This window comes from Reichenbachiella carrageenanivorans (assembly GCF_025639805.1).
Classification (GTDB): domain Bacteria; phylum Bacteroidota; class Bacteroidia; order Cytophagales; family Cyclobacteriaceae; genus Reichenbachiella; species Reichenbachiella carrageenanivorans.
This window is the reverse complement of sequence record NZ_CP106735.1, coordinates 3329410-3344742: the sequence shown is the minus strand read 5'-3', so window position 1 is coordinate 3344742 and position 15333 is coordinate 3329410. Positions and strand designations below refer to the sequence as shown.

The following is a 15333-nucleotide window of genomic DNA, read 5'->3' as shown; positions in this document are numbered from 1 at the left end:
GATCGCTAACTCCAACTCCTGTTTTCAATTGAAATACAGATACACAGAAAAGAATAATACCTTTTTCAATGCTATCATATTCTGATTACCGACAAAAGATTAGCTTTGAAATTCATTCTACATTAAACTGGTTTATGTTTAAAAAATTATTGAAAGTATATGGGTGGTTGCTCAGATTCATACAAATTATGGTCTGTGCATTTTACAAAAAGCGTAAAAATCACATCATCCTAGGTAGTTCTGCAGGAACTAATGTGAACGGCAATAGCAAAGCATTATTTCTCTATATGCTAAATGAGAATACGCCTCTCAAAGGTTACTTTATCACCAGAAACTATGCAGCCTACAAAACACATAAAAAAGACTACCCTGACCATTTTTTATATGCCTATTCATGGCGTGCATTGATCAAAGCCATTAGCGCCAAGGCTTTCATACTCACTCACGGCCCATATGATGTCACTCCATTCAAATGTGTAAATACTGAAAAAGCACTCGTAAATGTCTGGCACGGCTTCCCAATCAAAAAGCTTGGTATCGACAGTCATTTCTTAACTAAAAAACAGAAACGCAAGGCACTTGGAGACTTCGATGGCTTTGTTGTGATGTCGGAAGAAGAAAAGCATATCATGAGCAAATGCTATCAAACAAAACTCGAAAACATGTGGGTGACGGGGTACCCAAGAAATGATTTTACCTACGTGAAAAATGAAAAAATAATTGATCTCATTCCTTATACAAGGAGCAAAAAAGTATTGCTTTATGCTCCCACCTTCAGAGACTCTGGTAAAACGGAGCTTTTCCCTTTCAAAGATTTCAACATAGATGAATTGATTAACTTCTTATCTGCAAATAACACAGTAATTCTTCTTAGAATTCACAAAAATGAGTTATCTAAGCATCATTTGGAGGAAAGTGAATGGCTCAAAGTTTGCGATGGCGATGTCATTCAAGAAGTCAATGAAATCATGTCCATTGTAGACTTATTGATTACAGACTACAGCAGTTCGTATATAGACAGGCTACTTATTGACACCCCAACGCTTTTCGTACCCTATGATTTAGAATGGTTTAGTGAATATCGTGGTTTTAATTTTGATTTCAATACTGTCACTCCTGGCGCTAAAGTATTTGATTTCAAATCTTTTTTGGAAAACATCAAAAGATACTTGGATGACCCTACATTAGACTCTGAATCTCGTCAACAGATCAAAGCACGTTTTCACAAATATCCTGACAATCAAAGTTCAAGAAGGGTGTATGAGCAAATAGAAACTTTAGTATATTCAAAATTCAGTCATCTATGACTCAGCCTATCTTAGGAATGATTTTCCATGGTGAGTACCCCACCCATCCACGCATAGAAAACCAAGCACTGCACCTAATCAGTGAAGGCATGGAAGTACATCTATTTTGTGTAACTTATAAGAAAGAAAAAGATCACACAGAACTATACAAAGGCATATATGTGCACCGCTACTACCTACCCAATTGGATGTACAAATTATCCGCACTGGCGTACTCCTTCCCTTTGTATCATCAACTAATCAAACCAAAGTTGGCCGATTTTTTACAGAATAGTAAAGCCGATATACTACACCTTCATAACATGTACCTAGCCGAACCTGTGTTTCGGCTCACTCAACAGAACAAATTGCCTGTAGTCCTAGATCTACACGAAAACGTGCCAGAGATCATGAAGTATTATCCTCATCTTCAAACTGCTTTTGGTCGATTATTAATCAATCCGAAAACTTGGAAAAAGAAGGAAGAAAAATTCATCAAACAAGCCGAACGAATTCTGGTAGTCACTCATGACGCCAAAACCGAAATAGAATCACGCACAGGTATAGTTACTGACAAAATCTGGGTACTACCCAATTTTACAGATACATCCTTTGTCAAGACATTTTACGATCAAAACATCACATCAAGATTTACGAATAGTTTTAACGCACTTTATATTGGCGACACAGGCAATAGGCGAGGCCTAGAGTCAGTCATTAAAGCTATCCCATTAATTATAAATGACATCCCCTGTTTTAAACTCATCATCGTAGGCGCAAGCAGTAATGACCCCATGCTAAAAGATTTGATCAAAAAAGAGAAAGTATCAGCGCATGTATCAGCCGAAGGCTGGCAGCCCGAACAACTTCTCTCAGACTATGTAAATGTCGCTGACGTGGGAATTTGCCCAATCCTGAGAAACATCCATCACGACACTACCTACGCCAACAAACTTTTTCAATATGCCATGCTGGGCAAGCCCATGCTTGTAAGCGATTGTACCGCACAAAAAAACTTAATCGAACAAGAAAAATGGGGCTTAGTGCATCAAGCAGGTGATGCGAAAGACTTTGCCAAACAAATAAAGTTACTTTTTAACAATAAAGAAATACGTCAACAATTTGGCTCACAAGCCGCTAAGGCTATCAAAGAAAAATACAACTTCAAATCCAGCGGATTTGGCGTTACTTTTTATCAGAATTTAGGCAACTGATGACTCTCCTTTTCTCATCACTGACAATCCAATAGTACCTATCAAAAGTACAATCAAGAGAATATTCACAATCAAAGTAACCGTATTACCTAGCACATAAGACTGTGGCTGAAACTTAAACTCGATCACATGATCTCCTGCAGGAACTTCCATGGCTCTCAGCACATAGTTGGCACGCAAAATTGCAGCTTCCTCTCCGTCTATGGTAGCTGTCCACCCTTTCGGGTAATAAACCTCTGAGAAGACCGCCAATCCATCGCCAGAATTGCTGGATTCATATTTTAGATAATTGGGTTTGTAAGTGACGAGTTGAATAGTACCATTAGCGGCCGGTACTTGATCTGATAGGCTAAACTTAGTCTCATCAATTACGGCTATTTCTTTGGTGTTGATCTGGGACAATTCATTGATCTCCTCATCGGCACTACCTACCTCACGTACATCGCTTACAAACCAAGCATTGCCATTGGCCGAAGTATTGGGTAATACAGCATTGGCCGAAGCGCCGAAAATGAAATACTTGGTATTTAGCATGTTCAATACTCCGATATCTCCAAAATCATAACTCCCCCCCTGCAAAGCCGCTATGATTCGCCCCTGTTCGGGTGCTATGCATCGTTCTATTAATTCTTGATACCTCCCCAGCTTGGCGCCATGATAGCCACCGATCGACTTGTGGTGGTAAGAGGTCTTTGCATCATTAAATGGATTGAGCAAATTCATCACTCTGTAGTTTGGGTCTTTATCTTTTAGAATGACCTGATCAGCCTCAGTCAGTTGAAATTCTGACTGCCGTGATTTCCTAACGAAAGTGTCACTATTGATAAAACGCTTGGCCACACCAAATAGGTCAACAAAAACAAACAAAACCAACAACCCATAAGCCACAGGCTTGGACAATTTATTTTTGATCAAAGCCCACAACACGCCTACAAATAAGAGAATAAAAATCAAGCTTCTCAGCGCATCCATTCGCAACAGCGAAGCCCTATCCGCTCTCAAGGCAGTAAGGTACCACTCTGGGTAATTAGCCAATTGTGCATCTACTGCCCCCCTGTAGCTCCCCATACCTGCAAATACCGCACACAGCAATGTAAAGCCTGCTACACTACCTACTGCAATCATAAATTTCTTTTGTGTCGGTTTATTAAAATCCGATGACAATAGCTTTTCTAACCCTAGAAAACCTGCGAGAATCATCCCGAATACCACTACAATGATCGCAAAGGTGACCGAACGAAATTTATTATATCCTGGCAAATAATCGAAGATGAAATAGTTGAGACTAAAGTTGCTCCCCCAACTGAGCACAAGTGCAAATAGTACCACCCCTCCTATCCAAACCCTGTATTTGTTGTCTAGTATGATCATACCTAGCACAAACAAGAACACGATGATAGCACCAGCATAATATGGCGCCGTCAGCGGTTGGTTGCCCCAATAAGCTGGCGCAGCCTCTACCTGTTGTTTGATCTGCTGACGATTAGCTCCATTTTTTTTCAGTGCAGCTTCTAAATTTGAATTATCACCCAGATCCTCTCTTGCAGATCCTCCATAAAAATTAGGAATAATCAAGAAGAGCGGCTCGAATATGCCATTACTGTACTGAAAAGCATAATCTTTGTCGAGTCCAGACTTGGCCTCACCCATCTGAGTCAATTCAGATTTGCCACGGGTAGAATACTTGCTATATTCCATAGTGGTCATGAGTTTGCCAAAATTGGCTCCCACAGCCAACAGTGCTGCTACAACCAACAAAGCCCCTGTCTTAATGAAATCAGACAATGTTTTCTCTTTGATAGCCAACACCAACTGTGCAACTCCATACGCCGCTACAATGAGCACCAGATAGTAAGTAATCTGCAAGTGATTCGGACGAAGATGGATCGCCAAACCAATAGCCGTAATCACAAAACCCCACATTTTTTTGCCTTTGAATGCATAATGAATCCCTGCTAGCACCAATGGCATAGTAGAAACTGCCGAAATTTTAGCATTGTGCCCTGCCATGATTCCAATTACTGAAAATGCCGTAAGGCCATAAGCTAATCCACCCGCTATAGCCAGCCAAGAGCGAACTCCCATAGACAATAGCAAAATATAAAATGACAAACAACTGATAAATATGGTCATCATCGGGTAGATCAAAAACAGACCATAGGCACGATGTAAATACTTGAGCAGATCTCCTGAAAACTGCACATCTACTAGGTAGCCTGGCATGCCACTAAACATAGAATTGGTCCAAAGGCCTTCTTCTCCCGTCTTGGCTCTGTAGTCTATCAGTTCTTTGGCTCCGCCTTCCCACTGCATGATGTCATGCTGGGGCAGTGTTTTTCCTTCAAAAAAAACGGGTGCAAAAAACAAAACCGTAACCAAACAAAAAATGGCAATAGCTGCCAAATGTGGCAAAAAGTCTTTCTTAAAATTGAGATTGTGCATAGATCAAATAGACGTGCTGGGTTCTAGGAATATTCTAAGGGTAATATTAGCGCAAATGATTTTAATTATTAATTCAGCGCTTGAATTAATCGAGAGATGTCCGTTTCATTATTATAAAAATAAATACCTAGTCTAATCAATCCATGCCGATAAGTAAAGTCTATCCCCGCTTGCTTGAGCTGGTCTGCCCGCTCAGCGGTACCTTCAATGACGAGCATGTTTGCACTAGCCACGGCTGGTGTCAGTATATCAATACCACCTTCTTGTAGCGACGACCTCAGCACTCCCATTAGCTCCGCTGTCCTCTGCTGAATCATTTCAAAACCAATACTTTTCAGTTCATTAAGTGCACACGCCAAAGCCAACACCTGTTGTATCTTGGCATGTCCCAGTTCAAACCGCTCAATACCTGATCGGTAGTTGGTCAAGTCTTCTGCACTTTTCTCTCCATTCACAATCGTATTTTGACCTGCTACACGAATAGGATGCTTGGCCACAAACCCCTTTCGGGCAATAGCCACCCCAATACCATAACCTGCTAGCATCCATTTAAAAGCTGTGACGAGCATCACATCTATGTGTGCTTTCGACAGGTCCAAATCCTGCGCCACTAGCCCTTGTGTACCATCCACTATAAATATCACATCGTATTGCTTGCATAGCTCGCCAATCGCCTGTAAATCTAATATGGCACCAGAGTTGTACATCACCCAGCTGAGTGCCAATACCTGCACCCCACTTTTCAACACGTCTTCAATCTCTTTTAGATCGTAGGCCATGTCGCGCCTTTCTACCCAAGTGATATCAAAATCACGCACAATCCATGGGGAACTAGCCGCTGGATAATCCTCCCTCAGCAAAGCTACTTTCTTACAATCATGAAGCAATTCTGCCAAATGATTCATGGCTGTACTCACATCAGGAATAATCGCCACCTCATGATCGTCAGTATGAGTCAGTTCTAGCACGATTTGTCGGATTTCTTCAGCTGCCTGTTGTGCCTGTTCGTTCAGCTGATTACCTTTCGTCTGAAACAGCTCCAAGCAGTCTACCTGCACAGCCACCGTACGATCCGACATGGCACAAAATGAAGGAGTATTGAAATACGTCCGTTGATTTACTAACTGATAACGTTGTCTGATTTCACTCCAATCTGGTACTGTCATATGCTTTTGCATTTTAGTAGTTTTATTTCGCCATCGATAGGCTTGATATGGTTGTTTGTCACGAAGAAAAAAATTAGAAACGGCAATTACTTATTATTGTATGAGATTTTTTCAAAAAACTTCATTCCAATCGACAAAACACATGGCTCAATTCAACTTATTGATCAACCAAAAAAAACATGAAGTAGACGTAGACCCTACGACTCCATTGCTCTGGGTCATCCGTGATCACATCGGGCTGACTGGCACCAAATTCGGATGTGGTATTGCTCAATGCGGCGCTTGCACCATTCACCTCAATGGCAATGCTGTCCGATCGTGTGTACTACCTGTATCCGCTGCACAAGACAAAGAAATCACTACCATAGAAGGGCTGTCAAACAACAATGACCACCCCGTACAGCTCGCTTGGGTAGAAGCTCAAGTCCCACAGTGTGGCTATTGCCAATCGGGACAAATCATGTCGGCGGCTGCCCTACTCAACAGAAACAACACACCGTCCGATCTCGACATAGACCGCGCCATGAAAGGCAACATTTGCCGATGCGGTACCTATCCAAGAATTAGAAAAGCCATCAAGTCAGTCACCAAACAATAAGCCATGGAATCTACAAATCAACTATCAAGAAGAAAATTCCTTAAAATCACGGGAGTAACCAGCTCTGTATTAGCGCTTGGAATCTCATCAGGCTTTGGGCTAGTCAAAGGCGAAGTGCAGAAATACGAACTAGATGGCCTTGATGCCACCGGGCTCAATGATTTCATATTTATAGATCAAACAGGCCAAGTCACTTTGGTCAATCACAGGCCAGAAATGGGACAAGGGGTCTACCAGTCCATGCCCATGCTATTGGCTGAAGAGTTGGAAGTAAATATGGACGACATCCAAGTCATCCAAGCGGCTGGCGACAAAGAAAAATATGCACATCAACTCGTAGGTGGAAGCAACAGTGTGCGCAAGTCGTGGGAACCCTCTCGAAAAATGGGTGCAGCTGCTCGTATCATGCTCATCCAAGCCGCAGCTACCAAATGGAATATAGACCCAACCCAATGCTACGCCAGCAAAGGGACTGTCTATCAAAAAGACACCAAGCATAGTTTCAACTATGGAGAACTCGTTGCCGATGCGGCACTTCTAGAGGCACCCAAAAACCCTCCACTAAAATCATCCAAAGATTTTAAAATCCTAGGCAAACCACTACCAAGAAAAGACACTCCGCTAAAGACCAATGGAGAAGCAGTTTTTGGTTTGGATTTGAAAATACCAAACATGGCATATGCATCAATCGAGCGTTCTCCTTACTTTTTAGGGAAAGTAAAGTCATTCAATAAAGAAGAAATAGAAGCCATGCCCGGCGTACTACATGTAGTCAAATCCGAAATGCCTGTATTTAGCCATACTAGAGAAGGTGTGGCTGTAGTGGCTACCGACTACTACAGCGCTTTAAGCGCTAGAAAAAAACTCAAGATAGAATGGGACAATTCCGAATTTGAGCGTATCAATCAAGAGGAAATATATACAAAATTCAATGCAGCTTTAATCGAAGACCAAGGATTTACAAAACTCAACGAGGGTGACTTCGTCAAAGATTATTCCAATACTGAGAAACAATTGGACGCTATATACGAGTTGCCCTACGAATCACATGCCACCATGGAGCCTATGAATGGCGTAGCATATGTAGAAGGAGACAAATGTACCTACTGGGGTTCCATACAAGCCCCCATTTGGATCAAAGGTGCCATCGCCAATAGCCTTGCTATAAAACCCGAAAATGTGACAACAAACGTTACTTTTCTAGGCGGAGGGTTTGGCCGAAGAGCCTTTATAGATTTTCCTGTGGAAGCAGCACTACTATCCAAAGCCATTGGCGGAAAACCTGTGAAAGTAGTCTGGACCAGAGAAGACGACAATACACAAGGCCCTTTCCGAACAGGCTGTGCCACACGAATGCAAGCTGGTATCAAAGGCGGACAACTCACGTCTCTCAAGCACCACATGGCTGGTCAAGCCATTGGTTTTCAATGGCCAGGCGCAGATAAGACCAAGTTTCCAAATAATATATTAGAAGGCATTACTACACAGTACGACATTGCCAATTTCCAAACCAAAGTAAGCCCTGTAGAACTCAACATACCTGTGATCTGGTGGAGATCGGTCTATTCATCGACCAATGCTTTTCCTCATGAATCATTTATCGATGAAGTGGCAAATGAATTGGGCGAAGACCCGATGCAGTTCAGAATAGACAGGCTGCAAAAACACCCTCGGTTTGTTAAAGTATTGGAAAAGGCAGCTCAAGAATCGGACTGGACAGAAAGCAGAGCAAACAAAGGAGTAGCCATAGCCGAGTGCTTCGGTAGCATTTGTGCACATGTGGTAGAAGTAGCGCGCAATACCAAAGGCAAACTCTATGTCAAAAAAGTAACTTCTGTCATCGACTGCGGGCAGACAGTAAACTCAGACACGATCGTAGCCCAAACCGAGGGCAATGTCATCATGGCTCTAGGAGCCTGCAAAAGTGAAATCACATTTAAAGACGGGCGAGCGGTAGAGCAAAATTTCAATACTTATAAAATGATGCGTATAGACGAAACACCAGAAATAGACGTACATATCATGAAAAATGAAGAAGATCCAGGAGGTGTAGGAGAACCTGGCCTTCCTCCATTAGCCCCTGCATTAGCCAATGCCGTATTTGCAGAATCAGGACAGAGAATAAGAAAATTACCATTTGACATCAATAAGATATAATGAAAATGAATATCACCAAGAAGATCATTGTAGTAACTACTGCTGTGTGTCTATTCAGCTTTTACAGCCAAGGCCAATCACTTTCTGAAAGTATAGCCCGAGGGCAAGAGGTTTATCTCAACGAATGTGTCACCTGCCACATGGATAATGGCGAGGGCATCTCTGGCGCATTTCCTCCTTTGGCTAATTCAGACTATTTCAAAAATGATATTTCAAAAGCTGTAAAAGTCATATTAAATGGTTTGGAAGGTGAAGTGACCGTGAATGGCACCACCTATTATGGCGTGATGGATCCTGTGGATCTTACAGATCAGGAAGTAGCCGATGTATTGAACTATATCCAAAACAACTGGGGAGGCAAAGCCAAAGCAATCAGCGTTAAAGACGTGGCTCAATTGAAATAAATCAAAGTGAAGGAATTTAAAACCATACTAAATGCCTACCAAGCCACTGACTTCACCAAAAGAAAAGCGGCACTGGCTACCGTAGTGCAAGTAAAAGGCTCGTCCTATCGAAGCCCTGGGGCACGTATGCTGATGCTAGACAACGGCCGATGGGTGGGCTCCATCAGTGGCGGATGCCTAGAGGGCGATGCTTTGAGAAAAGCACGACAAGTGATCTTGAGCGGTGAAGCCCGCACCATCACCTACGACACCTCCAATGATGATGACAACCAGCTAGGCATTGGCTTGGGTTGCAATGGCATCATCGACATCCTCATCGAACCCATAGACGCTTCACTCGATCATAACCCTATTACGCAGCTAGAGGCTTTTTTGAAATATGACAACCTCGGTGCAATGGCTACGGTATTCGAATCTGATGTGCCAGATATACCTGTAAGCTCAACAGTCGAATATAATCACCTGAGCAAAACCATAGGTCAATCGGACTTACTTAATCAATTACTTAAAAATGATCTCCTTGAGGTAATCAACAACCAAAAACCACAAATAAAAGACTACCCCATTGCAAATGGCTCGATCAAAGTCTTCTTCGAATTAATCCAACCTGGAATAGACTTGCTCATATTCGGTGGGGGCTTCGATGCCAAACCCGTCACCGAACTGGCTCACACCCTCGGATGGAATGTGAGAGTGACCGATGAATGCGTGGCTCACTTGGTACCGATCAACTTTCCTCTTGCTGATCAGTTGCAACCCTGCAAGCGCGAGTTTGTGGCCAAAGACATCAAAATCACACCATTCACTGCGGTAGTGCTCATGTCACACAATCTGAAATATGATGAAGAGGTACTGAGTCAGATCATTGGAAGTGATGCCCCTTACATGGGGATTTTGGGACCAAAGAAAAGAGCGGAAAAGTTATTCAGTACCCTAAGAAACAAATACCATATCGACATCAGCAAGGAGCAAATGAATAAAATTCATGCACCTATTGGTCTGGACATTGGCGCAGAGACGCCAGACGAAATTGCCCTTTCTATCATCAGTGAAATACAGGCCAAATTCTCCAACCGATCTGGTGGATTTATCAAATATCGTACAGGGCCAATCCACCACAGAGACGGCAAAGAAGACCAAGTCTTTCGTCAGGTGTATCTTAAAAATTGTTTCCCAAAAAGAAAAGCCAATTAGTACCACGCCCACCATATTGATATTGGCAGCAGGTAGTTCTAGTCGTTTGGGTCAACCCAAACAACTCTTGCCATACAAAGGCAAGACACTATTGGAAAATATAGTAGATACTGCCAGCGCTGTTTCTGACGATGTAAGAATCGTATTGGGAAGTAGACACAAGCAGATAGCACCAGTATTAGCCCATACCAAAGCACAATTCTGCTACTTCAAAGACTGGTCACAAGGCATGGGTAGTACTCTTTCTTATGGTATACAGCAAGTACTCAACAAAAATCGCTACACCAAAGCGGTTTTGGTCCTGCTCTGTGATCAGCTACATGTGACCTCACAAATGCTAGAAGAGTTAATCTTCCTACACCAGCAATCAGACCACCTGATCACCGCCTGTGGCTACGACCAATCGTATGGAGTCCCGGCACTATTCGATCGTAAAGTATTTCTAGATTTATTAAGTTTATCTGGAGAACAAGGGGCAAAAAAAATAATTCAGAAACACTTCAAAAACACCCAAGTAATTTCATTTCCCGAAGCTGAAGTGGATATAGACACGCCCAAAGATCTAGCGTTGTTGCGATAAAGCAAGTAAAGGGTTAAGCAAAGCTCCATCTGCACTTTTGCCCTTCGAGTACCTCAGGGCGGCAATTTCGATGTAGCTTCCTCATGCAGAGTGTATTCAAGCATCAATACCTACACATTGGCACAATCACACCATGTCAGTCTGAGGTACTCGAAGACGACAGGAGCACTACCCTAAAAAAACCAGAGTTTGACAGCCATCAACGTCACCGTCACGATCAAGAAATAGCGAATCCATTTATCGCCTTTATTCACTGACCAACGACTCGCTACCCAGCCACCAATGGATGTACCTGCTGCAAGCGTAAGCCCCAGCACCCAATCCACCTGACCTTCCCAAGCAAATACTGCCAAGGCAAAAATGGTGTAAAACAAGGCGACAAATACTTTGATACTATTGGTTTTGACCAATGACAAATGGTTGATCGAAGTAAGCGTAGCGATAATGATAAAACCTACACCAGCCTGGATAAACCCTCCATAGATACCTACAAAGAAAAAAGCTATGATACTGGCGGTCTGCCTGCCCTTGCTCATCAGCTCTTCTTGTACTTTACCAGATTTATTAGGATTGAATACCGTGATCACAATCACCAACATCATCACTACAGCCAAAATACGATTGAACAACTCTCCACTAATATCTACAGCTATTTTGGCCCCGATGATCGCTCCAAACAAAGCAGAAATAGACAACCAAATAGAGAATCGAAAAGAGGAAACACCCTTACTCTTGAACCCGCTGACCGCAAAAATGTTTTGCAGAAAGATACCCACGCGGTTGGTACCATTAGCAACTGCCGGGGGCAAGCCGAGAAAAATCAGAATAGGCAAAGTAAGTAGTGACCCACCTCCTGCTACCACATTCAAAAAACCGGCGATCAACCCAGAACCAAAAATCAAGAGATATTCATAATATGCCATAGTTAGTTAATTTTCACCACCTCAAGTGGATCGGTGCAACATGCCAACAAATGCTTGTTGGTCTGGTTCATTTTGGGATGCGTATAATCAGGAGCCAATTCCACCAAGGGAATTAAAGTAAACCTACGGTTTTGCAGTTCTGGATGAGGCACTTTCAAGTCTTCCGTTTCGATCACCTCATTTTCGAAATACAAAATATCAATATCAATCAGTCTTTCGCCCCAGCGCTCAAACCTGATTCGACCCAAGTCCTTTTCTATGGCGAGACATTCGACTAACAAGTCCATAGGAGAAAGTGCCGTTTGGATACACAAAACCTGATTATAAAAATCGTCTTGATCTTCCTTGCCCCAAGCCGAGGTCTGATAGATTGCAGAAGGTTTTATTATTTCACCAATGCGTTCGATTATATATTCCCTTGCTTGTAATAAATTGTGCGCTTTGTCACCAATGTTGGTACCCAATAGCAAGAAGCATTGGTTCATAAAATTAATTTGAATCTGGGTCAGCGTACAGCTGAAATCAATAGTTTTGCAATAATAGAAAATAAAAGAATTCTAAATCTATGTCCTTCTTTAAATCTGTCCTTTCGACCCTCACAGCACTGTTTATCTTCTGCGTGATCTTTTTGTTTCTCTTCATCCCTGCGGTGATCGGTGTACTGGTAGCCACCAGTTCAGAAGAAGTGCCCGTAGTAGAAGAAAACTCCGTACTCTACATCAATCTCAGCGGGATGATCTCCGAGCGAGTAGCTGAAGATCCCTTAGCAGAATTGTTTGCTGGGCCTAACGAAATGCAGATTCCGCTTTTGAAAACACTGGACGCTATAGCCGCTGCCAAAAACGACAATAATATCAAAGGCATCTACCTCTCACACGGCTATGTGAGTGGTGGCTACGCTGCACTGAACGAAATCAGACTAGCATTAGAAGACTTCAAAAGCTCAGGCAAATTTATTTACAGCTATGGGGAGTATATCTCAGAAGGCAACTACTATGTGACCTCGGTAGCTGACGAAATCATTTTAAACCCAATTGGATCTCTTGAATTCAATGGATTGAATGCCAGTGTCACTTTCTTTAAAGGCCTGTTCGACAAGCTCGACATAGAAGCTCAAATATTCCGAGTGGGTACATACAAAAGTGCCGTTGAGCCATTTTTCCGAAAAGACATGAGCGCTGCCAACAAAGAGCAAATGACATCTTTTGTTAACGACATTTACGATCATATTCTGAAAAACATAAGCATCTCCCGAAACATTGAAATTGATCGTTTGCGAGAAATCTCAGATCAAATGCTGGTACGAAAAGCCGAAGATGCTGCTGAATTAGGGCTGGTCACCAAGGTAGCCTACGAAACGGATGTAAAAGAAATGATCAAAACCGAATTAGGTCTAAGCGCTGACGAAAAAATCAAATTCATACGACTAAATGGCTACATCAAAACCGTAGACAATGACTACTCCTCCAACAAAGTAGCAGTAATCGTAGCCGATGGCGAAATCGTATCTGGCAGTGGGGATATGGAAACTGTAGGATCAGATAAATTCGTAAAAGCCATTCAAAAGGCCCGTGAAAGCAAAAGGGTAAAAGCAGTCGTGATTCGTGTGAATTCGCCAGGCGGCTCTATGGTAGCCTCCGATGTAATGTGGAACGAAATCATGCTGACCAAAAAGGAAAAACCTGTGATCGCCTCTATGTCCAACATGGCAGCTTCTGGCGGCTATTACCTCTCCATGCCCTGCGACACAATAGTGGCTCAGCCCATGACTATCACAGGATCTATCGGCATCTTTGGAATGATTCCTAACTTGGGAAGTTTCTTAGAAAACAAGCTCGGCATCACCAACGACGGCGTGAGTACGGGCCAATTCTCCGACCTATACCGGGTATCTAGCGCACTCAATGAGCAAGAGAAAAACATCATTCAAACTTCTGTAGAACAAGGTTATGAAACTTTCACATCGAAAGCAGCAGAAGGCCGTCGCATGACACAAGACGACATCAAAGCCGTAGCTTCTGGTAGAGTATGGACGGGCCGCCAAGCCAAAGAAAGAGGCTTAGTAGACGTATTAGGCACGTACAACGACGCCGTGCAGTTAGCCGCTGCAGCCGCTGGCATCTCAGACGACTATGCCATCACCTACTACCCTCAGCTCAAATCCAAATGGGAAGAATTATTCAGCACGGTACTAGACGAGACTGAAACACGCATCTTTCACAAAAACTATGGCCAAATGGCCAAATACATAGACGCTATTCAAGAGCTAGAAAAATACCAAGGCGTACAAGCAAGAATGCCGTTTGATATAGAATTAAAATAAAAGGAGGTTCAAGAGATCTATTCTTCTTCCATTGAATAAGTCTCTTGAATTTAAACTTTTTCAACACCTCTCTCATATTTTCAATCGCCTGAGATGAGATAAAAAAGGGCATCAGGCATTCTCCCCTCTACTTTTCATTTTTTCCTTCAAAAAAAGCAATCATCAATATAACAAGCTTAATATGATGGATAAGAAAACTTATAATCATTAACAAATTTTAGCAAAAAAGAGAATCATTCAGTATACATAATTATTTAAAATTGTGACTTCACTTTCAGACCAATCAAATGAAAAAAGTCATTCGACCTACTCTGCCGAAAGAAATCAGTATCGGCGTTCTAATTCTCATATTTAGTTTAGCATTTATCCTATCTGGTCAGTTATTTGACTCCCATGCCAACGTCGACTCACCAAACATCTATTTAGGCATGTTTTTGGTCAGCAGTGCGGCCATTATTATGGTGATCATTCTCTGGGAAGAAATCCTATTCCCCATTCATGTGAAGCCTAAGGATGGTGAAATCGTATTTAGAAATCACAGAAACAAACTAAAAGCACAAGCGCTCATCTATTTGATCATCCCAGCCATTGTGGTCTTTCTATATCTCAACTATAAAGTAAACCTATTTTACTTTATCTCTTGGGCCGTTGTAAACCTAGCTGCACCCGTTATAGGAAAATTGATTTCGGGCATTCATAACTATAACGACTTTTTACGACTCAATGCCAATCTGATCGAATACAAAAACAACGAAAAAGAAGGTACAATCCAGATCAAAGACATCAAAAACATAGAGTTGGTTAAGGCAGATGGATTTTTAAGCAAACTAGAACTAGACTTGGTTCACCAAGGCAGGCAAACGATCGATTTAGATGAAATGGAATTGGATGAATTCTATGAAACTATCGAGCAGTATATCACCACCCAATACGACAGTTTGATCAAGCAAAACAAGGCGTAGAAACACACCTCTGCCTTACAGATCATAATTAGCGCTTAAATACTGCGCAATTTCTCCGTACATCTCAGCTGATTCTCCTGTCCC

13 protein-coding genes are annotated in these 15333 nt (G+C 42.3%); 9 read left to right on the top strand and 4 right to left on the bottom strand.

All coding sequences use genetic code 11. From position 1 onward, the window contains the following. The first annotated feature begins 134 nt into the window (after positions 1–134). The gene (locus tag N7E81_RS13390; protein WP_263050097.1) at positions 135–1307 is read left to right on the top strand and encodes a CDP-glycerol glycerophosphotransferase family protein; all 1173 of its coding nucleotides are present in this window, start codon (positions 135–137) and stop codon (positions 1305–1307) included. Further along, positions 1304–2500 carry a glycosyltransferase family 4 protein gene (locus tag N7E81_RS13385; RefSeq protein WP_263050096.1) on the top strand — a complete coding sequence of 399 codons (1197 nt, stop codon included), beginning with the start codon at positions 1304–1306 and terminating at the stop codon, positions 2498–2500. Before N7E81_RS13390 ends, N7E81_RS13385 begins: the two co-directional genes overlap by 4 nt. On the opposite strand, the gene N7E81_RS13380 is transcribed toward N7E81_RS13385, so the two are convergent. Both N7E81_RS13380 and N7E81_RS13375 read right to left on the bottom strand, forming a co-directional pair. After that, the gene (locus N7E81_RS13380; protein WP_263050095.1) at positions 2489–4942 is read right to left on the bottom strand and encodes a YfhO family protein; all 2454 of its coding nucleotides are present in this window, start codon (positions 4940–4942) and stop codon (positions 2489–2491) included. The two genes, N7E81_RS13385 and N7E81_RS13380, sit on opposite strands and share 12 nt — an antisense overlap. Before the next feature lie 68 nt (positions 4943–5010). After that, positions 5011–6120, bottom strand: a complete 1110-nt coding sequence (locus tag N7E81_RS13375) for an aminotransferase class V-fold PLP-dependent enzyme (RefSeq protein ID WP_263050094.1) — start codon at positions 6118–6120, stop codon at positions 5011–5013. A 130-nt stretch (positions 6121–6250) separates the two neighbouring features. On the opposite strand from N7E81_RS13375, the gene N7E81_RS13370 reads away from it, so the two are divergent. Genes N7E81_RS13370 through N7E81_RS13350 form a run of 5 tightly spaced genes read left to right on the top strand, consistent with a single transcriptional unit; the run spans position 6251 to position 11041 of the window. Beyond that, positions 6251–6706 carry a (2Fe-2S)-binding protein gene (locus N7E81_RS13370; RefSeq protein WP_263050093.1) on the top strand — a complete coding sequence of 152 codons (456 nt, stop codon included), beginning with the start codon at positions 6251–6253 and terminating at the stop codon, positions 6704–6706. 3 nt (positions 6707–6709) lie between these two features. Beyond that, positions 6710–8863 (top strand): xanthine dehydrogenase family protein molybdopterin-binding subunit, encoded by a 2154-nt coding sequence (locus N7E81_RS13365; RefSeq protein ID WP_263050092.1) that lies wholly within the window; start codon positions 6710–6712, stop codon positions 8861–8863. Further along, positions 8863–9267: a c-type cytochrome gene (locus tag N7E81_RS13360; RefSeq protein ID WP_263050091.1), complete on the top strand. Its 405-nt coding sequence runs from the start codon at positions 8863–8865 to the stop codon at positions 9265–9267. The genes N7E81_RS13365 and N7E81_RS13360 overlap by 1 nt, the downstream gene beginning before the upstream one ends. Positions 9268–9273: 6 nt before the next feature. Further along, positions 9274–10461: an XdhC family protein gene (locus N7E81_RS13355; RefSeq protein ID WP_263050090.1), complete on the top strand. Its 1188-nt coding sequence runs from the start codon at positions 9274–9276 to the stop codon at positions 10459–10461. A gap of 22 nt (positions 10462–10483) precedes the next feature. Next, positions 10484–11041, top strand: coding sequence for a nucleotidyltransferase family protein (locus N7E81_RS13350; RefSeq protein WP_263050089.1), 558 nt, complete (start codon positions 10484–10486; stop codon positions 11039–11041). Positions 11042–11214: 173 nt separating this feature from the next. Here N7E81_RS13350 and N7E81_RS13345 read toward each other — a convergent pair whose 3' ends face one another. Both N7E81_RS13345 and folK read right to left on the bottom strand, forming a co-directional pair. Continuing rightward, a complete protein-coding gene (locus N7E81_RS13345) occupies positions 11215–11964 on the bottom strand; it encodes a sulfite exporter TauE/SafE family protein (protein ID WP_263050088.1) in 750 nt (249 codons plus the stop codon). Positions 11965–11966: 2 nt separating this feature from the next. Then, positions 11967–12449: a 2-amino-4-hydroxy-6-hydroxymethyldihydropteridine diphosphokinase gene (gene folK / locus N7E81_RS13340; protein ID WP_263050087.1), complete on the bottom strand. Its 483-nt coding sequence runs from the start codon at positions 12447–12449 to the stop codon at positions 11967–11969. An 80-nt stretch (positions 12450–12529) separates the two neighbouring features. Here folK and sppA point away from each other — a divergent pair, with 80 nt between their 5' ends. Continuing rightward, a complete protein-coding gene (sppA, locus tag N7E81_RS13335) occupies positions 12530–14287 on the top strand; it encodes a signal peptide peptidase SppA (protein ID WP_263050086.1) in 1758 nt (585 codons plus the stop codon). 287 nt (positions 14288–14574) lie between these two features. After that, positions 14575–15249, top strand: a complete 675-nt coding sequence (locus N7E81_RS13330) for a heavy metal transporter (RefSeq protein WP_263050085.1) — start codon at positions 14575–14577, stop codon at positions 15247–15249. The last annotated feature ends 84 nt before the right edge of the window (positions 15250–15333 follow it).

Excerpts from the sequence above, each read along its gene's own strand:
- N7E81_RS13385 (WP_263050096.1), top strand. The coding sequence starts at position 1,304 with ATGACTCAGCCTATCTTAGGAATGATTTTCCATGGTGAGTACCCCACC.
- N7E81_RS13330 (WP_263050085.1), top strand. The coding sequence starts at position 14,575 with ATGAAAAAAGTCATTCGACCTACTCTGCCGAAAGAAATCAGTATCGGC.
- N7E81_RS13365 (WP_263050092.1), top strand. The coding sequence starts at position 6,710 with ATGGAATCTACAAATCAACTATCAAGAAGAAAATTCCTTAAAATCACG.
- N7E81_RS13370 (WP_263050093.1), top strand. The coding sequence starts at position 6,251 with ATGGCTCAATTCAACTTATTGATCAACCAAAAAAAACATGAAGTAGAC.
- sppA (WP_263050086.1), top strand. The coding sequence starts at position 12,530 with ATGTCCTTCTTTAAATCTGTCCTTTCGACCCTCACAGCACTGTTTATC.
- folK (WP_263050087.1), bottom strand. The coding sequence starts at position 12,449 with ATGAACCAATGCTTCTTGCTATTGGGTACCAACATTGGTGACAAAGCG.
- N7E81_RS13375 (WP_263050094.1), bottom strand. The coding sequence starts at position 6,120 with ATGCAAAAGCATATGACAGTACCAGATTGGAGTGAAATCAGACAACGT.
- N7E81_RS13345 (WP_263050088.1), bottom strand. The coding sequence starts at position 11,964 with ATGGCATATTATGAATATCTCTTGATTTTTGGTTCTGGGTTGATCGCC.
- N7E81_RS13390 (WP_263050097.1), top strand. The coding sequence starts at position 135 with ATGTTTAAAAAATTATTGAAAGTATATGGGTGGTTGCTCAGATTCATA.
- N7E81_RS13380 (WP_263050095.1), bottom strand. The coding sequence starts at position 4,942 with ATGCACAATCTCAATTTTAAGAAAGACTTTTTGCCACATTTGGCAGCT.
- N7E81_RS13360 (WP_263050091.1), top strand. The coding sequence starts at position 8,863 with ATGAAAATGAATATCACCAAGAAGATCATTGTAGTAACTACTGCTGTG.